The sequence below is a fragment of the Methylobacterium sp. NPDC080182 genome (assembly GCF_050281105.1).
Classification (GTDB): Bacteria; Pseudomonadota; Alphaproteobacteria; order Rhizobiales; family Beijerinckiaceae; genus Methylobacterium.
Genome location: NZ_JBNNWO010000006.1, coordinates 151,756 through 176,776, shown reverse-complemented (window position 1 = coordinate 176,776; position 25,021 = coordinate 151,756). Strand labels below are relative to the sequence as shown.

General features: G+C 65.1%; 22 protein-coding genes and 1 tRNA gene. 10 read left to right on the top strand and 13 right to left on the bottom strand.

The features are described from left to right. Positions 1-70 precede the first annotated feature (70 nt). Positions 71-3,355, top strand: a complete 3,285-nt coding sequence (locus tag ACQKQD_RS12990) for an efflux RND transporter permease subunit (RefSeq protein WP_427508560.1) — start codon at positions 71-73, stop codon at positions 3,353-3,355. 98 nt (positions 3,356-3,453) lie between these two features. Here ACQKQD_RS12990 and cynS read toward each other — a convergent pair whose 3' ends face one another. After that, positions 3,454-3,942: a cyanase gene (cynS, locus tag ACQKQD_RS12985; protein WP_029358676.1), complete on the bottom strand. Its 489-nt coding sequence runs from the start codon at positions 3,940-3,942 to the stop codon at positions 3,454-3,456. Between the two features lie 306 nt (positions 3,943-4,248). Between cynS and ACQKQD_RS12980 the strand changes: the two genes are divergently transcribed. The 5 genes from ACQKQD_RS12980 (at position 4,249) to ACQKQD_RS12960 (ending at position 10,221) form a co-directional block, all read left to right on the top strand. After that, on the top strand, positions 4,249-6,141 hold the full coding sequence (locus ACQKQD_RS12980; protein WP_091927886.1) for a sigma 54-interacting transcriptional regulator: 1,893 nt from the start codon (positions 4,249-4,251) through the stop codon (positions 6,139-6,141). Between the two features lie 86 nt (positions 6,142-6,227). Further along, positions 6,228-7,508: an EAL domain-containing protein gene (locus ACQKQD_RS12975; protein WP_427508559.1), complete on the top strand. Its 1,281-nt coding sequence runs from the start codon at positions 6,228-6,230 to the stop codon at positions 7,506-7,508. A 177-nt stretch (positions 7,509-7,685) separates the two neighbouring features. After that, on the top strand, positions 7,686-9,248 hold the full coding sequence (gene tsaE / locus ACQKQD_RS12970; protein ID WP_427508558.1) for a tRNA (adenosine(37)-N6)-threonylcarbamoyltransferase complex ATPase subunit type 1 TsaE: 1,563 nt from the start codon (positions 7,686-7,688) through the stop codon (positions 9,246-9,248). 19 nt (positions 9,249-9,267) lie between these two features. Next, positions 9,268-10,020: a nucleotidyltransferase family protein gene (locus ACQKQD_RS12965; protein WP_427508557.1), complete on the top strand. Its 753-nt coding sequence runs from the start codon at positions 9,268-9,270 to the stop codon at positions 10,018-10,020. Between the two features lie 124 nt (positions 10,021-10,144). Next, a tRNA-Arg gene (locus ACQKQD_RS12960) sits at positions 10,145-10,221 on the top strand. Between the two features lie 12 nt (positions 10,222-10,233). On the opposite strand, the gene ACQKQD_RS12955 is transcribed toward ACQKQD_RS12960, so the two are convergent. The 6 genes from ACQKQD_RS12955 to ACQKQD_RS12930 all read right to left on the bottom strand — a co-directional run bounded on the left by ACQKQD_RS12955 (position 10,234) and on the right by ACQKQD_RS12930 (position 13,793). Then, complete coding sequence (locus ACQKQD_RS12955) at positions 10,234-11,385, bottom strand: tyrosine-type recombinase/integrase (protein ID WP_427508556.1); 1,152 nt, start codon at positions 11,383-11,385, stop codon at positions 10,234-10,236. Continuing rightward, positions 11,372-11,566: a hypothetical protein gene (locus tag ACQKQD_RS12950; protein WP_427508555.1), complete on the bottom strand. Its 195-nt coding sequence runs from the start codon at positions 11,564-11,566 to the stop codon at positions 11,372-11,374. Before ACQKQD_RS12950 ends, ACQKQD_RS12955 begins: the two co-directional genes overlap by 14 nt. Next, positions 11,566-12,072 carry a hypothetical protein gene (locus tag ACQKQD_RS12945; RefSeq protein ID WP_427508554.1) on the bottom strand — a complete coding sequence of 169 codons (507 nt, stop codon included), beginning with the start codon at positions 12,070-12,072 and terminating at the stop codon, positions 11,566-11,568. The genes ACQKQD_RS12950 and ACQKQD_RS12945 overlap by 1 nt, the downstream gene beginning before the upstream one ends. Positions 12,073-12,154: 82 nt before the next feature. After that, the gene (locus ACQKQD_RS12940) at positions 12,155-12,400 is read right to left on the bottom strand and encodes a hypothetical protein (RefSeq protein WP_427508553.1); all 246 of its coding nucleotides are present in this window, start codon (positions 12,398-12,400) and stop codon (positions 12,155-12,157) included. Beyond that, positions 12,397-13,515, bottom strand: coding sequence for a hypothetical protein (locus tag ACQKQD_RS12935; protein WP_427508552.1), 1,119 nt, complete (start codon positions 13,513-13,515; stop codon positions 12,397-12,399). The genes ACQKQD_RS12940 and ACQKQD_RS12935 overlap by 4 nt, the downstream gene beginning before the upstream one ends. 11 nt (positions 13,516-13,526) lie before the next feature. Further along, on the bottom strand, positions 13,527-13,793 hold the full coding sequence (locus ACQKQD_RS12930; protein ID WP_427508551.1) for a hypothetical protein: 267 nt from the start codon (positions 13,791-13,793) through the stop codon (positions 13,527-13,529). A gap of 163 nt (positions 13,794-13,956) precedes the next feature. Here ACQKQD_RS12930 and ACQKQD_RS12925 point away from each other — a divergent pair, with 163 nt between their 5' ends. Together ACQKQD_RS12925 and ACQKQD_RS12920 are read left to right on the top strand one after the other, a co-directional pair. Beyond that, positions 13,957-14,106 (top strand): hypothetical protein, encoded by a 150-nt coding sequence (locus tag ACQKQD_RS12925; RefSeq protein ID WP_427508550.1) that lies wholly within the window; start codon positions 13,957-13,959, stop codon positions 14,104-14,106. Between the two features lie 331 nt (positions 14,107-14,437). Further along, entirely contained in the window at positions 14,438-17,731 is a 3,294-nt protein-coding gene (locus ACQKQD_RS12920) for a metallophosphoesterase family protein (RefSeq protein ID WP_427508549.1), read from the top strand. Positions 17,732-18,143: 412 nt separating this feature from the next. On the opposite strand, the gene ACQKQD_RS12915 is transcribed toward ACQKQD_RS12920, so the two are convergent. Next, on the bottom strand, positions 18,144-18,656 hold the full coding sequence (locus ACQKQD_RS12915; RefSeq protein WP_427508548.1) for a hypothetical protein: 513 nt from the start codon (positions 18,654-18,656) through the stop codon (positions 18,144-18,146). 597 nt (positions 18,657-19,253) lie between these two features. Here ACQKQD_RS12915 and ACQKQD_RS12910 point away from each other — a divergent pair. Together ACQKQD_RS12910 and ACQKQD_RS12905 are read left to right on the top strand one after the other, a co-directional pair. Then, positions 19,254-19,976: a hypothetical protein gene (locus ACQKQD_RS12910; protein ID WP_427508547.1), complete on the top strand. Its 723-nt coding sequence runs from the start codon at positions 19,254-19,256 to the stop codon at positions 19,974-19,976. Positions 19,977-20,253: 277 nt separating this feature from the next. Continuing rightward, entirely contained in the window at positions 20,254-20,718 is a 465-nt protein-coding gene (locus tag ACQKQD_RS12905) for a MucR family transcriptional regulator (protein WP_427508609.1), read from the top strand. A gap of 78 nt (positions 20,719-20,796) precedes the next feature. Here ACQKQD_RS12905 and ACQKQD_RS12900 read toward each other — a convergent pair whose 3' ends face one another. The 5 genes from ACQKQD_RS12900 to ACQKQD_RS12880 form a co-directional block, all read right to left on the bottom strand. Further along, positions 20,797-20,940, bottom strand: a complete 144-nt coding sequence (locus tag ACQKQD_RS12900) for a hypothetical protein (RefSeq protein ID WP_427508546.1) — start codon at positions 20,938-20,940, stop codon at positions 20,797-20,799. A 287-nt stretch (positions 20,941-21,227) separates the two neighbouring features. Continuing rightward, on the bottom strand, positions 21,228-22,655 hold the full coding sequence (locus ACQKQD_RS12895) for a phage major capsid protein (protein ID WP_427508545.1): 1,428 nt from the start codon (positions 22,653-22,655) through the stop codon (positions 21,228-21,230). 169 nt (positions 22,656-22,824) lie between these two features. After that, positions 22,825-23,055, bottom strand: a complete 231-nt coding sequence (locus ACQKQD_RS12890; protein ID WP_427508544.1) for a hypothetical protein — start codon at positions 23,053-23,055, stop codon at positions 22,825-22,827. Between the two features lie 516 nt (positions 23,056-23,571). Further along, positions 23,572-24,210: a hypothetical protein gene (locus ACQKQD_RS12885; protein WP_427508543.1), complete on the bottom strand. Its 639-nt coding sequence runs from the start codon at positions 24,208-24,210 to the stop codon at positions 23,572-23,574. Next, a complete protein-coding gene (locus ACQKQD_RS12880; protein WP_427508542.1) occupies positions 24,203-25,021 on the bottom strand; it encodes a helix-turn-helix domain-containing protein in 819 nt (272 codons plus the stop codon). The genes ACQKQD_RS12885 and ACQKQD_RS12880 overlap by 8 nt, the downstream gene beginning before the upstream one ends.

Below are 25,021 nucleotides of genomic sequence, written 5' to 3'. Positions count from 1 at the left end.
GTCCGGGTTTAGCCGGTGAGCCGGTATACAACGCGGAGTTGCCGGCCCGGGGCCGGACGGCGGAGACCGCATGGGCCTCGTCCTCTACGCGCTCAAGTTCCGGATCACGACCTACGTGCTCGCGGTCCTGATGATGCTCGGCGGCGTCGGGGCGATCGTCGTCGCGCCGAAGGACGTGCTGCCGGTCGTCGACATCCCGGTCGTCGTGGTGGTCTGGACCTATACCGGCCTCTCGGCGCCGGAGATGGAACAGCGCATCACGACCTACGCCGAGTACGGCATCTCCAACAACGTCAACAACATCCGCCGCATGGAGTCGACGACGCTCCAGGGCACGGCGGTGCAGCGGATCTACTTCGAGCCCACCGTCAGCCTTAATCTCGCCATCGCCCAGGTGGTGTCCTCGACCAACTCGATCCGCGCCGTGATGCCCCCCGGCACGCAGCCGCCGGTGATCGTGCGCTACTCCGCCTCCTCGGTGCCGGTGATCCAGCTCGCCCTGACCTCGGCCAAGGAGAGCCTCAACCAGGTCTACGACTACGCCCAGTACCGGATCCGCCAGACCCTGGCGCAGGTCCCGGGCTCGACCCTGCCGTCGCCCTTCGGCGGCGCGCCCCGGCAGATCATGGTCGACCTCGACCTCAACGCCCTCCAGGCGCTCGGCCTGACGCCGCTCGACGTCACCAACGCCATGACGGCCCAGAACCTGACCGTGCCGTCCGGCCTCGCCAAGATCGGCGAGCAGCAGTACCCGGTCCAGCTCAACGGCACCCCGCCGTCGATCGAGACCCTGAACCTCGCGCCGATCAAGGTGGTGGCCGGCCAGCCCGTGCTGGTGCGCGACGTCGCCTATGTCCGCGACGGCGGCCCGCCGCAGGTCAACGTGGTCAGTTCCGACGGCCAGCAGGCCGTGCTGATGCAGATCATCAAGAACGGCAACGCCTCGACCCTGAGCGTGGTCAACAACGTCAAGGCGGCGATGCCGACGATCCGCGCCGCCGCGCCCGAGGGGCTGGCGATCAAGCCGCTCTTCGACCAGTCGGTCTACGTCTCGAACGCCATCGAGGGCGTGCTCCACGAGGCGTTGACCGCGGCGGCCCTGACCGGCCTCGCCATCCTGCTGTTCCTCGGCTCCTGGCGCTCGACGATCATCGTGCTGATCTCGATCCCGCTCTGCGTCATGACCTCGCTCGCCGTGCTGGCGGCGCTCGGCGAGACCATCAACGTGATGACGCTGGGCGGCCTGGCGCTCGCGGTCGGCATCCTGGTGGACGACGCCACGGTGGCGATCGAGAACACCTACCGGCTGTTCGAGGAGGGCGAGGAGTTCCGCGAGAGCGTGGTTCACGGCGCCGCCGGCATCGCCAAGCCGGCGCTGATCTCGACGCTGGCGATCTGCGCGGCCTTCACGGCCGTGTTCGCGCTCACCGACACGCCGAAATACCTGTTCACCCCGCAGGCGCTCGCGGTCGTGTTCGCGATGCTGACCTCCTACCTGCTGTCGCGGACCCTGGTGCCCCTCCTGATCGACGTGATCGTGGCGCCGGAATACTGCCAGAAGCACGCGAAAGACCGGGACGCGCACCCGGCGCAGCACGCGGCGCCCCGGCGGGGCCGGATCGCCCGGGCCGTCGGCCTCGTGGGCGCCCCCGCGCTGCGGCTCGCCGGCCGGATCCACGGCGCGTTCGAGCGCGGCTTCGCGCGGTTCCACCGGGGCTATGTCGGGCTGCTCCACGCGGTGCTGCGCCACCGCGTCGTCACCGTGGGCGCCGTCGGCGGCGTGCTCGGCATGACCGGCGTGCTGTTCGTGTTCGTCGGCCAGGACTACTTCCCGCAGATCGAGGCGAGCCAGATGACCATGCATCTGCGCACCCGCGTCGGCATGCGCATCGAGACCGCCCGGCAGGTCTTCGCCGAGGTCGAGGACACCGTCCGCGAGGTGATCCCGGCGGGTGAGGTCGACCAGATCCTCCAGAACATCGGCCTGCCGTCGAACAACTACAACTTCGCGTTCTCGGACGGCTCGTTCGTCTCCTACAATGACGGGCAGATGCTGATCAGCCTGAAGGAGGGGCACGGCCCGGTGGCGGGCTACATGAAGCGCCTGCGCGAGGTGCTCATGAAGCGCTTCCCCGACGTGGTCGTCTACTTCCAGCCCGCCGACATGATCACCCAGATCCTGAACTTCGGCGTCCTCACGCCGATCGACGTGCAGGTCTCCGGTCGGCACAAGGAGAAGGACCTGGAGGTCGCCCAGCGCATCGTGCAGCGGCTGAAGCACACGAAGGGCCTCGTCGACGTCCACCTGCAGCAGATCGTCAACGAGCCGCAATTCTACGTCGACGTCGACCGGCGCCTCGCCTCCGAACTCGGGCTGACCGAGCAGCAGGTGGCGCAGAACATGAACATCTCGCTGTCCGGCAGCTACCAAGTCACGCCGAACTTCTGGCCGGACCCGAAGACCGGCATCCCCTACCAGCTCTGGGTGCAGACGCCCGAGTACCGCAACAGCTCGCTCACCGACCTGCGCAACACGCCGATGTTCGTGCGCGCCGCCGCGACCTCCGGCTCCGGCCCCGGGGTGCTGACCCTGCTGTCGAGCCTCGCGGACATCCGCCGGACGCCGACGCAGACCATGATCAGCCACGTCAACATCCAGCCGACCTTCGACATCTTCGCCTCGGTGCAGGACCGGGACCTCGGCTCGGTCGCGCGCGAGATCGACAGGATCGTCGAGGACGAGCAGAAGAACCTCGAGGCGCCGGACAAGATCGTCGTCCGCGGCCAGATCGAGAACATGCGCTCGGCCTTCTTCCGCCTGGAGATCGGCCTCGGCATCGCGCTGATCGCCGTCTACCTGCTGATGGCGGTGAACTACCAGAGCTGGGGCGACCCGTTCGTGGTGATCGCCGCCCTGCCGATGGCCTTCTGCGGCATCACCTTCGCGCTGTTCGTGACCGGCACGCCGTTCTCGATCCCGTCGATCTTCGGGGCGATCATGTCGGTGGGCATCGCCTCGGCGAACTCGATCCTGCTCGTCACCTTCGCCAAGGAGCACCGGGAGGAGACCGGGTGCAGCGCCCTGGAGGCGGCGATCACCGCGGGCGAGACGCGGCTGCGGCCGGTGCTGATGACCGCCTCGGCGATGTTTCTGGGGCTCATTCCGATGGCCTTGGGCACCGGCGAGGGCGGTGAGCAGAACGCCGCGCTCGCCCGCGCGGTCATGGGCGGCATCGCCTTCGCGACGCCCGCGACCCTGCTGCTGGTGCCGTTCCTCTACGTGCTGATGCGCGGCGGCCCGGCGCGGCCGGTGCAGGATTACCTGGAGTCGGAGGGCCGCCCGGCGGCGGCGTGAGGGACGGCGGCGCGTCGCGCGCCGCGGCCGGTGTCGCTGGCACGATCCGGATGCCTGACCGTCGGATCCCGGTCGGGGGGGATGCCCTTGCGGGTCGCTCACCCCTCCTTGAAGCCGTATTCCGGCGTGTCGTCGTCGTTGCCGTAGTACTTGTACGGCAGGAACTTGCCCGACATGGTGAGCTTCACGCGGTCGCCCTTGTTGTTGGCCTCCCGGGCCATGTCCATGTTGAAGTCGATCGCCGACATGATGCCGTCGCCGAACTCCTCCTGGATCAGCTCCTTGAAGGTCGTTCCGTAGACCATCACCAGCTCGTAGAACCGGTAGATCAGCGGGTCGGTGGGCGGCATGGACGGGATCGAGCCGCGATAGGGCGGCTCGTTGAGCATCCGCTCCTCGGCGGCGGTGAGGCCGAAGAGCTCGGCCGCCCGCTTGGCCTGGGCCTTCGGGAGCTTCATCTGGCCCATGCAGGCCGCGGTGATCAGGAACGGCGACAGGCCGCCGATCTCCGCGTGGATGTGCTTCCAGCTCCACCCCTTCTCGCGCTTGATGTCGAGAAGCTTCTCGGTGAGGTCTTCGCGCTTCATCGTCGGCTCCCGGATCTCGATCTGCGATGGGTCCGGTGAGGCCGCGCGCTCCGCGGCCCCACCCACCCGGTGCGGGTGCGCGTCCGGACCGCGACCGGTGAGGGGGGACGGTCGCGTCCGGACGCGGACATCCGCCGGGCGTCGTCGCGGCGCGCCTTCGGGAGCGGTGCCGGCCGACGGGCGGACAGCCTCACTCGGCAAAGGGTGTGCCAGAAGGGATGCCGGAGAAATCGCTCGGTCTGCCAGAGGTTTGGGTCGCCGGATGTCGCTCACGACATCTCGTCGGAAACGAGATATCGTGAGCCAATGACGATATCTCGTGAGTCCGGTGCCGCCGGAAGCTTCGGGCCGGTCTTCGAGGCGAGCCCGGATCCCATGCTGGTCCTCGCGCCGGAGGAGGACCGGGTCGCGGACGCCAACCCGGCGGCGGCGCGCCTCCTCGGCTACGGCCGCCCGGCGCTGCGCGGCGCACGGGCGAGCGCCCTGTTCCCGGGCCAGCTCCCGGCGCTCACGGTCTTCACCGAGGCCGCGCTGGCCAGGGGGCACTGGTGGACGCGCACATTGGCGCCGCGCGACGCGGCCGGACGCGACCTGCGGGTCGAGACCGCGGCCTTCCCGCTCCCGGGCGACGCGATGCGCCTCCTCGTCACCCTGGCGGACCCGGACACGCTCCACCGCCGCCAGGTCGACGGCGAGGCCGAGGCCCACATGCGCGCCGGCCTCTCGGAGTGGCAGCGCGTGGAGCGCATCTTCCGCGACATCGAGCGGGGCAACCAGCTGATCCTGCGCGCGGCCGGGGAGGGGATCTACGGCGTCAACGCGGAGGGCGTGACCACCTTCGTCAACCCGGCCGCCGCGCGCATGCTCGGCTGCGAGGCCGCCGACCTCGTCGGCCGGGACATGCACGCCGCCGTGCACCACACCCGCCCGGACGGGAGCCACTACCCCCACCGCGACTGCCCGATCTACGCGGCGTTCCGGGACGGGACCGTGCATCAGGTCGATCACGAGGTCTTCTGGCGCGCCGACGGCACCGCCTTCCCGGTCGAGTACACCTCGACGCCGATCCGCGACCGGGGGCGCCTGCTCGGCGCCGTCATCGTGTTCCGCGACATCAGCCAGCGCCGTGAGGCCGAGGCCCGCCTGACGAGCGCACTCGCCGAGGTCGATTCCCTCCGGGAGCGCCTGGAGCTGGAGAACGCCTACCTGAAGGAGGAGATCCGGGCCGAGCGCCAGCACCAGGGCATCATCGGCCGCTCGCCCGCCATCGCGGCGACGCTCCGGCAGGTCGACCGCGTCGCCGCCACCGACGCCACCGTGCTGATCACCGGCGAATCCGGCACCGGCAAGGAGCTGATCGCCCGGGCGATCCACGAGGGCAGCCGCCGCAGTGCCCGCCCGATGATCCGCGTCAACTGCGCGGCGATCCCCCGCGAGCTGTTCGAGAGCGAGTTCTTCGGCCACGCCAAGGGCAGCTTCACGGGAGCGCTGCGCGACCGGATCGGCCGGTTCGAACTCGCCGACGGCGGCACGCTGTTCCTCGACGAGGTCGGCGAGATCCCCCTCGACCTCCAGGGCAAGCTGCTGCGCGTCCTGCAGGAGCGCTCGTTCGAGCGGGTCGGCGAGGCGCGCACGCGGGCGGTGGACGTGCGCGTGGTCGCGGCCACCAACCGGGACCTGCGCGCCGAGATCCGGGCGGGCCGCTTCCGGGAGGACCTCTACTTCCGCCTCAACGTCTTCCCGATCCAGGCGCGGCCCCTGCGCGAGCGGCCCGAGGACATCCCGCCGATCGCCCAGCACCTGCTCCGGGTCGCCGCGCGCCGCCTCACCGTCCCGGAGCCGCGCCTCACGGAGGGCGATGTCCGCCGCCTCTGCCGCTATTCCTGGCCCGGCAACGTCCGGGAACTGGAGAACGTGATCGAGCGGGCGGTGATCCTCTCCGCCCGGGGGCGCCTCCGCCTCGACCTGCCCGACGGTGAGGCGACCGGACCCGCGGACGCGGCCAGCCCGGCCGCGCCGCCCGGGGGGCGGCCCGCCACCGAGGCCGAGCGCCGGGCGCGCGACCGCGCCGAGATCGTCGCGGCCCTGGCGCTGGCGGGCGGCCGGATCTCCGGACCGGGCGGCGCGGCCGCGCTCCTCGGCCTTCGGCCGACGACGCTGGCCTCGCGGATCAAGGCACACGGGATCCCCCGCGGCTGATCCGGCGGGCCCTTGATCCGATCTTAAGGCCGCTGTGCCAAAGCTCGCGCCGGGCTTTCCCCGCGAAGGCGCAGCGTCCCCGACCGATGCACGACCTCTCCGATCCCGTCACTCTCCCGGCCGGCACCGTCCTGTTCGAGGAGGGGGCGATCGGGCACTGCGCCTACCTGATCCTGAGCGGGCGCATCGCGATCTTCCGGCGGCGCGACGGCGGTGAGGCCGTGCTCGCCCGGCGCGGCCCCGGCGAGATCTTCGGCGAGATGGCCATCCTCGACGCCCTCCCGCGCTCCGCCGGCGCGCGCGCCGAGGCGGATAGCGTGCTCGTCCCGGTGGACGCGGCGCAGATCCGCCAGCGGCTCGCCGGCGCCGATCCGATCCTGCGCCTCTGCCTCGAGGGGCTCATCGCCCGGTTTCGCGAGACCCTGCCCCGCCTCGGGCCGGCTTCCGCCGAGGGGCTTCAGGCGCCGCCGTCGCCCTCCGCCCGCGCCGATTTCGACGCGACGGTCGCGTCGCTCGCGCAGGAGCGCGCCCTGCGGCGCGCCCTGGCCCGAAACGAGTTCGCGCTGTTCTTGCAGCCGATCGTGCGGCTCGCCACCGGGCGCCTCGCCGGCTTCGAGGCCCTGATCCGCTGGCACGATCCCGAGCGCGGGCTCGTGCCCCCCGCCGCCTTCATTCCGGCCGCCGAGGCGAACGGCCTGATCCTGGCGATCACCGCCTGGGTGATCGACGCGATCGGCCGGATCGTGCCCCGCATCCTGCAGGCCGGCCTGCGCGCGCCCGCCTCCGTCGAGCCCTCCCTGTTCGTGAGCTTCAACGTCACGGCCCAGGATCTCACCCGCGCGGACATACCGGGCCTCGTCGACGCGATGCTGCGCCGGACCGGCCTCGCGCCCGGCGCCCTCAAGATCGAGGTCACCGAGAGCGCGCTGATGCAGGATCCGGCCGGGGCCGCGGCCGCCCTCGCGCGCTGTCGCGCCGCCGGCCTCGGCATCGCGGTGGACGATTTCGGCACCGGCTACTCCTCGCTCAGCCATCTCAGCACCCTGCCGATCACCACGCTCAAGGTGGACCGGGCTTTCGTCCGGGCAATGCTGGCGGAGCCGCGCGATCGCCGGATCGTCCAGACCATCCTGCGGCTCGCCGAGGAGATCGGGGTGGCGGCGGTCGCGGAGGGCATCGAGGGCCGCGCCGAGGCGGAGGCTCTCGCGGCGATGGGCTGCGCCCTGGGCCAGGGCTACCATTTCGGCCGCCCGATGCCGGAGGCAGACGCCCTCGCGGCGGCGGCGGCCTGGAACGCCGAGGCGTGGCGCGTCGGGCTCTCCGGGGAGGCTGATCCGGGGCGGCACGGGTTCCACGTCCGGGCCTGACGGATTCCCGGGCCCGGCGCGGTCTTTCGCCACCCCCGCGAGCGTGGTTTCGATGCACCGGGCGGGCGGGAAGCGCGCGGCTCCGGGCGGAAACGCTTGCATCCGGTGCGTGTTTTCGGACCATGCGTCTTCGGGTCTCGGAGGCGGGCTTTGGGCGGAGACGAGCGGGACGGGCAGATGGCCGAAGGGGCTGCGGGGGCATCCGCGCATCCGGCGCCCTGGGAATTCGTGCTGCCGGAGGAGACGGCCACCGAGGATCTCGGCCTGTTCCTGTCCGAGTTCCTGATGCCCGGGGACGTCGTGGCTCTGTCCGGCGGCCTGGGTGGTGGCAAGACCACGCTCGCCCGCGCGGTCATCCGCGAGCTCGCCGGCGACCCGCGCCTGGAGGTGCCGAGCCCGACCTTCACGCTGATCCAGCCCTACGCGGCCCGCGACGGCCGGCCGATCGTCCACGCCGACCTGTACCGGCTGCGCGACCCCGACGAGTTGGTGGAACTCGGCTTCGACGAGATGGCTGAGGGCGCGATCACCCTGGTGGAGTGGCCCGACCGGATGCCGCCCCGCGCCGGCCCGGTGCTGACCGTGGACCTGTCCCTGCGGGCGGAGTTCGGCCCCGAGGCGCGGCTCGCGCGGATCGACGGCACCGGCGGCATGCGCGCCCGCCTCGACCGGGCCCGCGCGGTGCGCCGCCTCCTCGACCGCAGCGGCTGGGACATCGCCGAGCGGACCTTGATGCAGGGGGACGCCTCCTCCCGCGCCTACGAGCGCCTGACCAAGCCCGACGGCACCAGCGCCGTGCTGATGATCGCGCCGCCGCGACCCGACGGGCCGCCGGTGCGGGACGGCAAGCCCTACAGCGCGATCGTGCACCTCGCCGAGAGCGTCCACGCCTTCGTCGCCCTCGACCGCGGCCTGCGGGCACTCGGCTTCTCGGCCCCGAAGATCTACGGCGAGGACCTGACCGAGGGCCTGCTCATCCTGGAGGATCTCGGCAGCGAGCCGGTGATCGAGGGCGGCGCCCCGCGGCCCGAGCGCTACGCCGAGGCGGTGCGCGTGCTGGCCAAGCTCCACGCCAACCCGCTGCCCCCGGTCCTGCCCGTGGCCGAGGGGATCGAGCACAGGCTGCCGCCCTACGACATGGAGGCGCTGCTGTTCGAGGCGGAGCTGATGCCCGAATGGTACGCCCCGGCGATCCGGAACGTCAGCCTGTCGGCGGAGGCGCGGGCGGCCTTCGTCGATCTGTGGCGGGGGGCGCTCCAGGGCGCGATCCCGGACCGGCCGACCTGGACCCTGCGCGACTACCATTCCCCGAACCTGATCTGGCTGCCCGAGCGCGACGGGCTGGAGCGGGTCGGGCTGATCGATTTCCAGGACGCCGTCATGGGCCACCCGGCCTACGACGTCGCCTCGCTGCTGCAGGATGCCCGGGTCGATTCCAGCGCGGAGTTCGAGCTGCGGCTCCTCGGCCTCTACGCCCGCGAGCGCCGCGGCCGGGACCCGACCTTCGACGTCGGCGCCTTCGCCACCGCCTACGCGCTGCTGGCGGCCCAGCGGGCCACCAAGATCCTCGGCATCTTCGCGCGCCTCGACCGGCGCGACGGCAAGCCCGGCTACCTCGCCCACCTGCCGCGGATCGAGGGCTACCTCGCCCGCAACCTCGCCCATCCGGCGCTCGCCGGTCTGCGGGCCTGGCACGCGGACCATCTGCCGGGCCTCGTCGCCCCGGCGCCCGACCCCTGACCACCGGATTCCCGACCGCATGAGCGATCCCAGCCCCGCCGTCAGCCGCGCCTTCGTCCTGGCCGCGGGCCTGGGCAAGCGCATGCGGCCGGTGACCGCCACCGTGCCGAAACCCCTGGTGGAGGTGTCCGGCAAGGCCCTGCTCGACCACGCCCTCGACCGGGTCGCCGAGGCCGGGATCGGGAGCGCAGTCGTCAACGTCCACTACCTCGCCGACCTGATCGAGGGGCACCTCGCGCGCCGGGCCGAGGGGGCGGCCCCGGGACCGGCCACGACCGTCTCCGACGAGCGCGCGGCGCTGCTGGAGACGGGCGGCGGCATCCGCAAGGCGCTGCCGCTCCTGGGCGACGCGCCGTTCGTGGTGCTGAACTCGGATTCGTTCTGGCTCGAGGGGCCGACCTCCAACCTGCGCCGGCTGATCGAGACCTGGGACGGGGACCGTATGGACGGCCTGCTGCTGGTAGCACCGACCGCCACCAGCCTCGGCTACGAGGGCGCCGGGGATTTCGTGATGGATCCGGACGGCCGCCTAGAGCGCCGCGGCGAGCGCGCGGTGGCGCCGTTCATCTACGCGGGGGTGGCGATCCTCACGCCGGGCCTCTTCGCCGATACGCCGGAGGGCGCGTTCTCGCTCAACCTGCTGTTCGACCGGGCGATCGCGGCGGGGCGGCTGTTCGGGATGCGGCTCGACGGCCAGTGGCTGCATGTCGGCACGCCGGAGGCGATCCGGGCCGCGGAGGAGCGCGTCCGCGCGAGCGCCCGGGCCCCGTAGAGAGCCGGATCCGGGGCACGACGCGCGGAGCGCGAAGTCCTTGTCCGAAGTGTCTTGCCAAGCCGGATCTGAGCCTCTAGAAGCCCCTTCACACCGGCGGGCCGAGAGCCCGCCGCCGTGTCAGGCGCCCGTAGCTCAGCTGGATAGAGCACCAGACTACGAATCTGGGGGTCAGAGGTTCGAATCCTTTCGGGCGCGCCATCTAACCTATTCTTATACATCGCGATTTCCTTTCAGTGCCTTCGGTTTCGGAGGCGCAGTTTGCAGTTGGTTTGCAAATTTGGTTCGCGGTGAGTTCTCCCAGTTGAAGATGGCTTGGTCCGCGAGCGCCCGAGTTCGGGCGAGGTAGCGGTCGAGGATCACGGTCACCGTCTTGAGCGAGTGGCCGGTGATGGTCGCGATCTGCTGCGGGTTGCATCCAGCCTCCGACAGCATGGTCACGGCCGTTCCGCGGAGATCGTGGAAGTGCAGGGCTACCGGCTCATCAAGGCCGGGCAGGCTGATCCGGCTGAGGCCTGCTTCGGCTGCTGCCTCCTCCCAGAGCCGGGCAAAGTAGCGCTTCTGGAGCGCCCTTCCGGTCTTGGTCGTCAGCACCAACGGCGAGCCGCGAGGCATACCGTCCAGCATGCGCCGCAGCGCCTGCGTGCAGGGGATGGTGATCAGTGGCGCCACTCGGCCGCCGCGAGCGCTCTTGCCCTGCCGTAGGGTAATCGCGGTCCCATCGTAGGCAGACCAGGGCAGGCGCAGGATGTCCGCCTGCCGCTGACCGGTGTGCAGGGCGATGATGAGCGCGCGTTGCAGCTCGATCGGCGCCACCTGCATGAATGCCGCGATGTGCTCGGGCAGCCATACGATCTCGGAGCGATCGGCGTGGTAGAGCCGCTTGAAGCCGCGGACGTGATTGGCCTGGATCCGGCCGTTCTCCTGAGCCCAGGTCAGCATGGCCGAGATGACGGACAGCCGGTTGTCGCCCTCGCGCTCACCCGAGGCGCGAGCGACCTTCACGCGCCAATCAAGGAAATCGCGCCGCACGCTGGGCTCGTTCAAGGCCTCGATCGGCATGTCGCCGAACTGGGGCTCGGCCTTGGTCAGCATGCGCTTGTATTCGCGCTGTGTCCCGGCCGAGAGCTTCGTCTCGAACTCGGGTGAGGCGGTGAACTCGCGCACCAAGCCGTTGAAGGTTTCGCCCGAATGCCGAGCCTTGAGCGTGCGTTCGGCTTCGGCGTAGCTCAGGATAAAGGCTCGCTCGCCCGGCTCACCTTCGAGCCGCATCCCGGTGGCGCGGTGATACCAGTAGGCCCGCCGCGTTCCATCCTTGAGCGTCTTGTAGGTGGCGAAGACGCCCGGGTAGTCAGCTCGCACCACGGCTCGCCCTCCAGGCCTCGAGCTTCGTGAGCGGCTGAGCAGGATCGTCTCCGGAGACGACTACGATGCGGCCGGTGCTGGGGTCGATCTCGACGCGCCCGACCTTGAGCCCGGCGGCCTGAGCGCCCTTCACAGCGCGGGCGATTGCGGCCTGGGTGATGACCGGGCGTCGCGGCATCATCAGTCCTTCTGCTTCACGACACGCCAGAGTGGGCAGCCAGCACGATCAAGGATCGTGTCCGCCAAACTGCGCAGGTTGAGGACTACGGTTGCGGGCGGGACCGAATCGGAGGCGAAATAGGCGTCGACGGCGCTGACGAACTCGTGGCCGTTGCCATCCCAAACGAGATACCAGCGGTCGAAGCCGGGCGGGGCACGAACCGGCGGCTCGTTGGCTAAGCCCTCGGGATCTTCGACGGCCCCCTCGATCTTGGCGAGTGCCATCACGATGATGGCCGAGGCGCTATCTGCGATCGCGGCGCTCGCGCTGGGGGGCACCTTGAAGGCCGCCAGGCTCTGCATGACGAGTAGCTTCGCCAAGGCGCGAGCATCTTTGCGCTCGTGCCCGGGATTGGACTTGGCGTCGTGATCCGCTCGACGAAGATTGCGCTGCTGGGTCGTGCTGACGCCGGTGATCGCCTCAGTACCGCTAGCGGAAAAGGTCACCGGTTCGAAACGAATGGTCACGTTTCAACCTCTCGATCGTGTAGCCATACACGAACCTGGCACATTGGCGATTTCGTGTAAAGCCACACGATGCGAGGTGTCCTCAGCGTTCAAGATCGCCGCCGCCTCCGCGCAGCCACACGATCTGGGAGACGTGCCCTTCAGGTGCTCCGAGGCTCGGCTCCGCGTCGCCGCCGTCCTCGGCGTCCGCATCACTGTCGATCTCGTCCAGAGCCGCGACAAGGTGGTCGACCGCGTCGAGGGCCAGGGCCAGTGCGCCCTCGATGCGGGCCCGGGTGTCAGGGATCATCGGCCGCTGACGGCGGCGGAAAGGGATGACGTTGCTCATTGGGCGGAACCCCAGGTGGCGCAGATTTCGGAAATGAGCTCGGGGTGCTCCTCCACGCCGCCGGTTAGCACCATGTGCGTGAGGAGTGTGTTCGCCCGCTCGGCTTGATCGCCGCGATCGTCGGGCTGCCGGCGCGAGATCTCGGCTGCAACGGCCGAACTGAAGCGCTGGAGGCGATCGGTCTCCCAGTTGATCAGGTCCCCCGCATCTGTTCGGCCTCTGCCATCTGCAGCCAGGAAGCACGGCGAATTTTCTGAGGAGGCCAGAAGCTCCCAGGCTCGGACCAACACGGAATAGAGGCGGGCGAGCTGAGACACAGGAAGCGATGAAAGGTCTGGCCGGACGGGAGCGCACGCTCGAACCGGCTGAGTCTCGCCGACAGCTACTCGAGCTGCACCCTGCTGGATCTGCCTGAGCACGTTCCAGTGACTCGCGAGCGGGCCCTGCGCCGAGATCGGCCGACGTGGACCGGAGTCCTCGCTGTCCAGGCGCGCCAGCAAGAGCGCCTTGATACCGAGGCCAGCGACCGTATCGGCTGGTAGGCGTACGATCTGCTCTGCGAGTCCGGTGCAGGCGAGATACTTGGCCTCGGCGCTATCCGGCGCATCCTCAACCGCCCATGCGGCCATGAACTCGGCCCCGAGGGCGAACAGCGCGGCGTCAGGATGCGGCTCCATCGAAGGCTGGTCGAGCTGCTGAATCGCCGCCGTGACGGTGGAAAGCGCCCTCTCGCCATCGGTCGGCTGCGCGTGAGTGGAGGTTTTCCGGATTGCCTCTGAGAGGTAGGCCGCTAGCGCGGCCGTACCGGCAAGCGTCGTCGGTTGCGCTGAGAACAGGGCCTTGTAGGCTGTGATCTCCCGCTGGCCCGGCCTGTCCGAGGCAGCCACAGCCTCGCGGTAGCCGGGCGCGTCGACCTCCATTTCGCACCAGACCGCGGATAGGCGGTCCCACTCCGCGTAGGCGGACCGGTGCTCCTCAATCAGGGCGTGCACGGGATCTGGCTCAATCGGCTCAGGGCGCTTTATGAACCGCCCGGCGGCGTCCCGGGCTCGAGCAGCACGCTGGCGGAGATCGGAGGCCGGCTCGACAGCCCTGGCGGTGTTCGACTTCCTCATGGCCCTCTCCCTCAAGCGAGAGGGATGAAGCCGTAGGCGAACACGCCCCCGGCGATGATGAGGGCGGCGGTGACGAGCTCCCCGGCTAGGTCGAGGAAGCGCGGGGCCCGGACGTGTTCGGTGTCGGGCCGTACGGGCGCGACGGCCTCCCAGGCCTCGACCGTGCCGGGGACGAGCTCGTTGGCCTCCAGCGTCGGCTTGGCGCGATTGTAGTGGGCCGCAGGCGAGCGAGAGCGTTCACCGGCGTGCGCCGGTGCTGTAGAATGACGGGTAGCCATGATCGTCTCCAGAGGACGGGCGTGGTCAGGGCCGATCAGGAGGGTGCAACCTCTTGGTCGGCTCGAACATTTCTGCTATCATCAAAGAACGATGTCAATAGCCGATAGCAGAAAACCGCGGGGGCGCCCGCCTACTGGGATCGGCAAGGCGATTGGCCTGCGCTTGTACCCAGAGCTTGAGTCATCTCTCGACGCCTGGATCGAGGCCCAGCCCGATCCGAAGCCGTCGAGGCCGGAAGCGATCCGCGAGGCCCTGGCGGAGCACCTGAAGGCGAAGGGCTTTCTGAAGGGCGAAGCCAAGCCTGATGTCTAAGCTGCCATTCAATGCCCGCGGCCAGCTGTCGACACCGACCGCGAGAGGTGCAGCCCGTCAGAAGCAGGCAGAGCATGCTCAGCAGGAACTTGACGCTGAGAAGCGTGAGCTGGAAGAGCGGACGGCCGAGTTGCGGGCGATGCGGCTCGCCCAGGAACATTCCGAGCCCAAGACACCCAAAGACTGCCGGCGTCAACTTCGTTGACGAGAACGGCGAAGGGCCGGGCGTTCGACTACCAAAGGCGACATACGATACAACCTAGAGCGCCCCGCCTACTGACGTAGCGGAAATTCGCCCTAGATCTCTGGTCCACAGGCTCAAGAGATGTAAATGCCGCAAATTGATGTTTCTTGGCTTCATCTAACCGATCTACACGTCGGGATGACTGAGCAAAAATGGCTCTGGCCAACGGTGAAGCATGCGCTATTCGATGATATCGCGCGCATTAGAGAAAATGTTTCAGATATAGATCTCGTGATATTCTCTGGAGATCTTGTCCAAAGAGGAATACAGGACGAGTTCGAAAGACTTGACCAAATTCTGAGCGAGCTTTGGGAGAAATTTGTCTCACTAGGCTGCAATCCTTCGTTATTCCACGTGCCCGGCAATCACGATATCGCACGACCTGCAGCGCGAGATCCAGATTTTCTGAATATCAGCCGATGGTGGGATGATCCGGCGATACAGATTGAGTTTTGGAAGAACGAGTTTGGGTACTTCGAAAAACTTAAAGGGTTGTTTTCCAGTTATACCGCATGGTCAGACAAACAAATTGCGGGATCTGGGGTGCCCACTATCGGAGGTACAAAGGGCATCCTGCCGGGCGATCAAGCGGCCATCCTAATCAAGGACGGATGTCGGATCGGCTTGATAGGACTAAACTCGACTTGGCTACAGTTCTCAGCCGGTGATTTGCGTGGCAAGCTTTCACTTGAGCTGCGGCAACTGCAGGAGATCACCAACGGTGATCCGAGATCTTGGTGTGATGCCAACCATTCAAATATCCTGGTGACACACCAACCAGTTAGCTGGCTGCACCCTAATGTTACCCCAGTCTGGGAAAGCGAAATCAATCCGCCAGGGCGATTTGACGCGCATCTTTATGGGCATATGCATGACCCTGAAGCAAGTTCGATCTCAACATTTGGGTCATCACACAAGGTGAGCATCCAAGGGCCCTCTTTGTTCGGCTTAGAATATCTTGCCGATGGCAAAACCAACCGGGCTCACGGATATTCGTTGTTTCGTCTTCAAGAAACTGACGGGCATCGATCGTTGCGTATGTGGCCGCGGACGCTTAACCGCTCAGGATCTGGTACTAACCGAATCATACCAGATTATAGATTTGAACTAGAGCGTGAGAGCATCCTGTTATTCGATCGACAGGTCGCTACGCCGCGTCTTGTGGCTCCAAGCGCAGCGGCTGTCGTTACTGCCGAGGATGAGCCGACCGAAAAGGCCGCGACCGTAGCTGAGACCGCGATTGGCGTCCTAAAGTACCATCTCGCACATGATCCTGCGCACGATACCGTTCGGAAACTCGATCAACACAGAGTTAAGCGGGCTTTGGTCCGCGATCGGATGTGCTGGATAGTATCTGAATGGGGCATGGGCGCAGATGAATTCATATCTTCCTTGTTGGATAAGGAAGATCGGTCTAACACGCCGACCTTTAAGCTCAGTATACCTGATTTTGCAGATCGTGAGCAGTTGTCTTCATCGCTCAAGGAGCTGTATGGCTTTAGTGTTGAACGTCTGATTGACCAACTAGCCGAGCTAGGCCGATGTATACTTATATTCGATGACGTTGATGCTGGAAAGTTGCCGCCGCCCGGAGAACTCAATACGGAAGAGCGGCTTGAACATCTGTGCAAAATCGCGCTAGAATATTGTCAAGAATTAAAGATTTTGCTTAGATCAAGATCTGTGCCGGTTCGAGCCAAAAGCACCTCTGTTCAACTTCGAGAATTCGACGCAGTTGATTTGCGAGGCTATGTTATTGCGAAAAAAGGAGAGTTTTCCGAGCTGTGTCTTCTTGGATCACTGCAAACTCTGCTAAGACATACTGACGGTGTGCCGGTTCGCCTCGACTCCGCGCTAGAAGAGCTTGAAGTTGTCCCCCTATCTGAACTCATAAATTCGAATAGCGATCTTGTGAGCGAGGCTCTTGCTTCTGCTCCTTCGGACGAGACCGCAACCCTCGTAAGAGTCTTGAAAGATTTAAAAGAGTCTGCGAATCACGTATCCCAGCGCTCCTATGAGTTATTAAAAGTTCTAAGTATCTTTCCGCGCGGTGAGCAACTGTCGAGAATTGCCAGATTTCGTGGATCTCACGCCTTCTATCCGCAGAACGCTACCGAGTTATTGAAGCTCTCACTGATAGAGTCTACGACAACGCATCTAGTCGGCTTGGGCCGATCGGGAGAAACATCTAAAGTCTTGCTCGCGCCGCGCCTCATACGCGAACGCGTACGAGATATGCTCAGCGATGAAGAATATCAGTCAATGAATCGCAGGGCGGCCGAACTCTATTTCGGCAGCGAATGGGAGAGTGGAAATTTCAGGCCGCCACCAGCGTACCGCTTTGACAACCCGCATTGCGGAAGTTCGGAAATTCAGAACGCGAATGCTATTGCAATTCGCGCACTCAAAGATGCCCGAGATTTCGGTGGTGAGCGTGAGACAGGAGCCGCTTTAAGTCTGGCAACTTCCTATACTCGCGCCCTGATAAGGGGGGATCATTTTTGGAGTGCCGCGGTTTTTCTGGACGACTATTTCTCGATAGTACCTGAGCACGGCTTCGATCAAAGAAGGAATGCTCTCAAGGCTCTGCATGCTCAGGCCCTTCGAATGATCGGTGAGCTGGAACGCTCTCGCGACATACTTGTTGATTTGGATCTCGAGGATTTTGATAATAACGGCAAACAAAGCGCCTTAGTCGATCTGTTATTGTGCTATCAAGTTCTGCGCGACGAGGATCAAGCAAAGTCTGTTGGTGAGCGTATACTGTCGATAGACCGACAAAACCCGTTTGCTTGGCAGGCAAGGAGTGTATTGCTGGAGATGCAGCCCCCTTCGCCAGAGCGCACACGCAAATTGCGCATCCTAGGTAACTTCTGCCGTAAAAATGACGCCAACAGGGTTGCTGACGAAATAGCGCTCACCCTAGCTCGCGAGTCGAAGGAAGATGTTGCCGCGAAAATAAAGATACTTGAGTCGGTAATCTCAAATACTTCAACAAAGAAGGGCTTTTATACCAGACTAAGAGCTAGCATGCAGTTGGCTGAAATTTCGTTCAAAGAAAAGGGTCGACTTGATCACGGCGATCAATCCGGGATGATTGTAGCCTATCACTATTTATTCAATGAAAATCTTTCGATATTATTCAATAAGTGCCACGACCTGTTGTGGGATGATTTTGAGATTAAGGGAGATATACAGAATTTGTCGAAATTGTTTAGGCATAGCTCTTTGTCTTGGCGTCTGCAGGGGCGCGATGATACAGAGATGAAATACCTGAAGAAAGCACAGCGCTTTATAAGCGGGAATGCATCGATCGCAAAAATTGCGGGGACTCGTGAGCTTGCTTATTACGAGTCAAGAGCGGCCGCATTGTTAAGTTAGAATTTTTGACTGTCGGTGCTGCGATGGCGGGTACGCTGGTTTATCCGCCATCGCATGTCATTATCTGCGCTACATGCACCCGGCGATACTATCGGAGCCAAAACGGCAGTAGCTCGCCCCTGCTCGGATCGATCGTCTTTCCGACTGAATCGCGTCAACGGCGGACGATCTGGAATGAAATGGAGCCAAGCTCGATCACGGTGAGCTTTTCGAAGCCGTCTTCGCAAGGGTTCCGCTGATTCCAGCTGTCTCACTAGGCAGCCGTTTCCCCCTGGCCGCGGTGAGAGGGACCGCCGGCACTCATGACTCTGAGGAGGGGTTGGCTCAGCCCCTGGATAGAGCTGCCGACTGCCGGTGATAGCCTCCGCCGGCTGGGCGTCCGCCGTGACCATGCGAGGCCGGCGGATCTGGGTCAGGGCCGCCCGATGGGCAGGCAGCCGAAATCCTCCGGCCGGAGCGGTCGACGTGCCGGCGCGGGCCCCGCGGCCAGGACGCGGGGGGCGGTCGGCGGCGCTGCGGATCGCGAGAGATGCACCAGGGCGGCGTTCAGACCGTCCAAGGCAGCCGCAGCATCGTTGAAGGCCGCTGCGACGCCTACGGCCGCCAGGGCGGCTTCCATCGCCGGCAGCGCTATGGCCTCGAAGCCGAGGCGCAGCATAAACCGCTGATCGGCATCGAGCGCCGTCGCGCCATCCTTGTGTCGCGAGCCGTAGCCGACCTTCAACAGGCGCTGGAGGCTCGCTCTCATCCGCGGTTCGGTCTTGCCATAGAGCCCGGCGCGAAGGCTCGGGATGTAGCCCTCGACCGCCATCTTCGCGCCCTGCTGCAACCAAGGCAGCCACTCTTCGGCCTGCGCGATCAGGTGCGCATAGCAGCCCGCTTCGGCCTGATCTGCGAAACAATCCTTTGCGACATGCTCAGGCACGGGCGAGGACCCTTCTGGGCTACGCCATCGCGGCGCTGCGCTGCTGACTAGGTAGGCCGGCCACGGCCAGGCGCGGCGGCTCCAGGCGCGCCGCGCACACAGCTCAGACAGCGAGCGCCTGGCTGTCGTGCGAAACCGTCATGAAGTCCGCCATGCCGGCGATCGGCCCGTCGAAGGTGCCGAACGCCTAGTCAGCTGCGCGACGACTGACGGCGGCAACTCTGCTCACTCGGGCGGATCACGACCTATGACGACGCGAACAAGCTGCCTGCCTATGATCAAAAAGGCTGTGCCGTGCTATCGCCGCAACAGTGCAATTTATCGGTGGGCGAATCAAACTAAGCATTGTCTATGCTGGATACAGTTATAGCGTGCAGCGCACTGAATGATCTGCGTTGCACAAGGTGCCCGGTCATGTTGGGTAAAATATTCAGACATATGTCCGCCGCATTGATAACGGTATTGGCATCCGGGTGCGGCACTTATACTCCCTCCATTCAGGAGTTCTGGGGCGCCAGTGGCGACACTGACGATAAGCTTTCACTAGTAGTCCAGCAGGTGAAGTGTGAGCTTAGAAGGGCATTTCAGACGGAGATCTTGAATGACAAAGCGACAGCCGCGGATGGGCCATTGCCACGGCAGCTCGATTTCTTTGAAAAAGGCTGGGGTGTAGATGTGTTTCTGACGTTCACAATTGATGAGAAGAGTAGTTTCAACCCGTCTATCTCCTTTACTCCTCCGATCTTGGACGGTGTCGCCAGGTATCCCGGAGGGATAATCGGAAAAGCATCTCAATCGCAGGCGCAATCTCTAGGAGCTCAGGTCTCTTCGCAAGCAAACCGAGTAGACAAACTACATATATTTTACACGATAGCTGATTTGGCTTATGGTGGCCGGTTTCCGAGTCGTAAAGAGTTAGAGCAAACGGATTGTATCACTAAAAACGCGAGCGGAACTTTGTTCTTATCTAGTGACTTGAAATTTCACGAATGGTTTCGAGCGATCGTGAAGCTTCAGGTGTTTAAGCAGGGCAACCTCGATCAGAAAAATTCTTTCGCTACTCAAGGTGTGATAGCGCATAACATCAAATTTCAGATTGTTTCGACAGGCAATTATACACCGTCGTGGAAGCTCGTGGAATTTTCGGCTAACACGAGTAATTCACCATTCCTATCCGCGACTCGAGATCGGACCCAGGAGATCGACATCACCATGGGTCCACTGGCGGAGAGTGGTGGGTTGAAACAAAAGGCGCTTAATACGATTCTTGCATCGGAGCTTAGATCTAGTCTGAATAGTGTTTTTCGGCTAAATCAATAGGCAATTTTAATTTCGCGAGCACATGGGGTGTCTGATGATCTACGGCCTCCCGGAGACGAAGGCAGAACTACGAGGATTTGCCTGCGGCGAGATCCAGAGTATATACTTTTCACTTGATAGGAAGAAAAAAACAGATTGGAGAAGGCGCGCCGCCAGGACGGGTTGCATTCGTTATTGGATAGACGGTGATACAGTCGAAATAAGAACTTATGACGAACTTGGTAATGACTGGACTTTATCTTGCCGTTGGTTTGATAAGGTTGTTGGACTTGTTGACATGACCGCAAATGTTGTTGCGAGCTACGTGGCCAACAATCCTGTGCCGGCAGGCGAACTGGCTGGATTGCTTGCCTCTGTGCACAAGACGTTCTGTGATGTTTGTGCGCCAAATTTAGATGTGGCGACTGAGAGCCCTCGGAAACTTACCCGCGCAGAGGTTCGGAAGTCGGTTACTACTGACGCGCTGATCAGCTTTGAGGATGGTAGATCCTACAAGACGCTCCGTAGGCACCTCACGATACGGGGTCTCACACCGGATGATTATCGAGCGAAATGGGGACTCCCAAAGGACTACCCCATGACGGCACAAAGCTATTCCGAGCAGCGGTCGGCGCTCGCTCTTAGTTTGGGTCTTGGGAAGACGCGCCGTAACGCAGGTTCTGGCGCTAATTCAGCCGATATCATCCACAAGGAGAGGCGTGGCTCGACTTCGCGCAAGTTAAAGGGGAGGTCGGATAAGTGAGGATGTATACTCTGCGCGCCGTGAGGCGGACTGCCGATCGATATACCCTTCCTGCGCGCGGCCGACGAGCGTAAGCTACTATTCGATCGCGCGAAACAGCTCCTCGGCGCTCGTCTGCCACAGCTCGCACTGATCCTCGAACCGCCGCATGATGCGCGTTTTGATCCGGGCCCCACGGATGGTCGTGATCTGGACGAAGGCGCCAAGGTAGCGCTCTGGCATGGCAGCCTGCGCCTTGATCAGCGCGGCCGCCGCGGCCGCCGCCAGGGCGGCAGGCCGATCTCGCCGAGCACGCCGGATCCAACAGCTGCGGGCAAGGCACAGGCTTCTAAGATGGTCGCCCCGACCGGCCGGTACATCCGCGGTCCGGCCGGGGCATCAGCGCCGGGGCGCTGAACGGAATGGGGGTGCCGGCCGCGCCCGTACTCACTCGGGCCGCCGGCTCTCGCTGTTCTCTCGGACACCTGCGAGTGGTCCGCGCCGGGTATGCACGCCCCGGCAGGAAGGCGTCAGCTCTGAGCCGGAGCCGGGAAGCTGCCGGTGATCAGGGCCTGCGACCGCTTCACCGCCAGCGCTAGGCGCTTTTCGGCACGGGCGGTGAGCATATTGCGGATGAAGTTGTCCCGGTCCTCACTGGAGACGAGCACCTCGGCATCCATCCGATCGAAGATCTGGGCGGCCACCGCGAACGAACCGACCAGGAACCGGCCCTCAGGCATCACCGGCGTTACGGCGGTGGGCAGTCCCCACACCCGACGCAGCTGCTCCGGACCGAAGGGACCGCTCCCGATGTACTGGCCGGTGGTGTCCTTCATGGCCACCATGCGGATCCAGTCCATGGTGTTGAGCACCATGCCGGTGGCCGGCAGCAGGGACTTCTCGGCCTGCCCGATCGCCATCAGCAGGGTGTCGGCCCGCGTCGGGCTCGCGATACTCGTCAGCAGGGCCGTGTCGAAGGCGGTCGCCTGCGGCAGCAGGCCGAGCAGGTTCTGGCCGGTGCCGTCGCCGAGCAGGAGCTGACGCTCCTCGGCCTCGTCCAGGCCGTAGACGAGTTCGCCGTCGAGAGTGGAGCGCAGCGCGGGCACGTCGTCGAAGAGCTGCCGCGAGATCGGAATCCAGTGCGCGATCGTGCGCACCGCGGCCTCGGCCTCCTCGTAGCTGATCACCGATTCCGGCTTCAGCGCGCCTTCGGCCACCGGGGCGGCGTTGTTGGTCCGCAAGGTCTGCCGGACGAACTGGACCAGGTTGCTCTCGGTCTCGCCCGGGGCGAGCAGTCCGCGGACCGTCATCGGCCGCTGTGGCAGGGCGACGATGCCGGGCTGACGGGCCGGAGTGACGAGGGCGCCACCGGAGCCGGTCGCCGATGTCAGGGCCTTCACCTCGACGCGGGCGGTGCCTCGCAGGCCGCCGGAGACGAAGCCCTTGAAGCCCTCGCTCTCGGTGAGCTTGTTGCCCCAGCTCTCGTCCTGCGGCGCGGTGCCGCCCGGACCGCTGCGGCGCGCGAGCTTCTGCTCGACGTCGAGGAGCCGGGAGTCTTGCTCCTCGATCCGCTGCTTGGACTTCTCAGCGAAGCCCTTCACCTCGCCGAGGATTCGGGTCATCTCGCCCTGGATCTGCGCAAGGCCGGGGTCGCCACCGCCGCCGGCATCCTTCCGGCCGTACTCGCGGTGCGCGGCGGTGAGGCCGAACGAAGCGGCGACGAGATCGACGGGCGACAGGCCGACCAGGTGCGTTGCGTGATGCGCCAGCGTCGCCGCGTGGGCGTCGGGCATGGCGAGGAGGACGAGGCAGGCGATCGCCAGCCCGGCAAGTCCGAAGTGTCGGGAGGTGTTTCGGGTGAACATGCGGTCCTCACGGACGATCCCACCCGTGCCGGGCAGGTTCAACTCGGGAAGCCAGAGGATCAGGGCGAGCCCATCAGCCTTCCAGCGCGACAAAACGAGGGCTCACGCCCGTCGAGTTCTGCCCTTCACCAAGCCCGGACTCACTCCGGTAACCGGAAGGTCTACCCGCATCCACGCCAGTCTCACACCGGCCCTTCACGCGAGGATCGCATCGCACCGCGATAGACGATAGCTAAATTTCTACGGCGAGCGATCGGTTCCGTCAATGTCGCGGCGGCGAGGCTTCTCCGGCTGCGGACAGCAGCGCGGCGCCGGCGGCGTAGAGCTTCGATCCGGCTCGGATCTGCCCCTCGATGCTGACCGCCAGGGCGCCGCCGACAGCGAGCGCGGCCTCGGCCACGTCGAGCGGATCGGCGCCATCAGCGATCATCCTTCGGAAAACATCCCGCATCTCGCGATGCAGGGGCATGTCGGACAGGTCCTCGGTCAGCATCAGGGTCGTCTCCGGTGGCGCTTGGTCAGACGCGCTGAGTTTTTGGAGTGAAATCGCGTTTTCGGCTCAAAAAATCCGAGCCAAGAATTTTTTGCGCGGATGAGATCCCATCCGGTCGCCAACCCCTAGGCTGGCGAGTTTCGACCCGCCCTCGGGGGGCGAAAGCTTTTTACAAGAGGCTTGAGTCGATCGACCTTTTGCGCTCCGATGCACGCTGATTACGGGGGGATGATTGCTCATGATCCGAGTAGCTCCGGCTGCGATGCTGATACTAAGTCTTCTTACTACGACGGGGCACGCCGAGGCGCTGAGGCGGATGAGGCAAGCACAAGACGTTTTCTGCGGTGGACAGTACGGGCAGCACTTCAATCCGGGCAGTATCTGCACTGGAGCCTGCGGGAAGGCATCCTGTAACGTCCTCAGGTGCGGAACGGACGGTAGATTCCACGCACACGCTCAGTGCTGGTTTACGATCGGAAATGGTTGTCCGGCTCCGTGCTGATCAAAGACTGTGGATCATCGGCCTGCCCCATCATGAATCTCGGATCCGGACTTGGTTAGATCGGCCAGCCAAGCCTCGGCCTTCCGCCGGGTCTCCAGCGCCTGGACGACGCGGACCTGCTGCTCACGGTAGCGTGCCAGCGTCTCACGACAGGTGGCCAGGACTTCGCTGATCTCCGGCAAGAACACGCTCTCACGGCGGATCCGCTGGCACGCTGCGGCCACCACGGCGGGCGGGAAGCCCTCGTCCCTCAGGTCGTAGATCAGCGCCTCGAGGTAGACGGGGAGGTTGTGGGGCAGCTTCACCCGGGTATCGATCAAGGCAGCCAAGCAGGCCTCGATCACGCCCTCGTCGGGCTCTGCCGCTAAGGCCTCGTCGAGTGCGTCGCCGATCGCTCGCAGAGCAGGCATCGGCGCGGCACCGGCGAGCATCTCGCTGAGCGCCTCTCGGCAGACCTGATCGCAAAGGGCCCGCATTTCGGGCGAGGCATCTGAGGGCGTGGCCCGCAAAGCTGGGATGAAGGTCCGCGTGATTCCCCGCTCGTTCCGGCGCAGCAGCCGCTCGACGTGCAGCAGGGCTGGCAAGTTTGATCGATCGACGGCGCGACGCTCCAACGGGACGACTTCGCTGGTCTGGCGCTTGCGGTCAGCCATGGCCTAATCTCCGAGCTCTGCGCGCCAGGAGGTAGGCCGTGGCGCTGGGCCGGTCGTTTGCGGGTGAGGGTGTGTGGCCCGGCTGGAATCGGCTTGGCGGCGCCGGCTCGTCGGCCCAATGGCCGCCGTTCAGCCACGTGGTCGGGACCTTCGTGAACTTGGGATCCTGGCCAGCCCGGGCAGTGGCGTAGCGCTGGGCTCCGGCGATTAGCTCCTCGACCGTGGCCTGTCGGTTTTTCAGGACCCGATCGAAAGCCTTCCGGGCGGCGATCTTTCCATCGCGCCGCGGGTACGTCTCCCACCACTCGTCGAAGGGCGAGGGGGTAGGGGGAGACTCTTCCCTGTTTCCTTTCCCTGTATCTTTCCCTGAGTTGGGTGCACCACCGTGCACCGGGGGGAGTGCATCACCGTGCACTCCGGGGGTGCATGGCGGTGCACCGGGGGGAGTGCATGGCGGTGCACCGGGGGGGAGTGCATCACCATGCACCGGGGGTGCCTCGTCGACACGGTCAAAATTGATGACGAAGCCGTTCGTGACGAAGCCCTGCGCCGCCGCCGGATCGCCCCCTTTGACCCGTGCCAGCGATACCCAGCTGCCGGCCTCCAGCTCCTGCACGGCATAGATCACCGATCGACGCTTCAGGGCCACGCCGTCGGCGATCGTCTGATATGACGGCGAGCAGCGGCCCGTCTGCGCGCTGTGATGGTAGAGCAGCCGGGCCGCCACCAGCTTCGCCGTGGCGGACAGATCCGCGTCCGCGAGGATCGCCTGCAGCAGCTGCCATTTCTGGAGGAGCGTCACGGCTGCCAT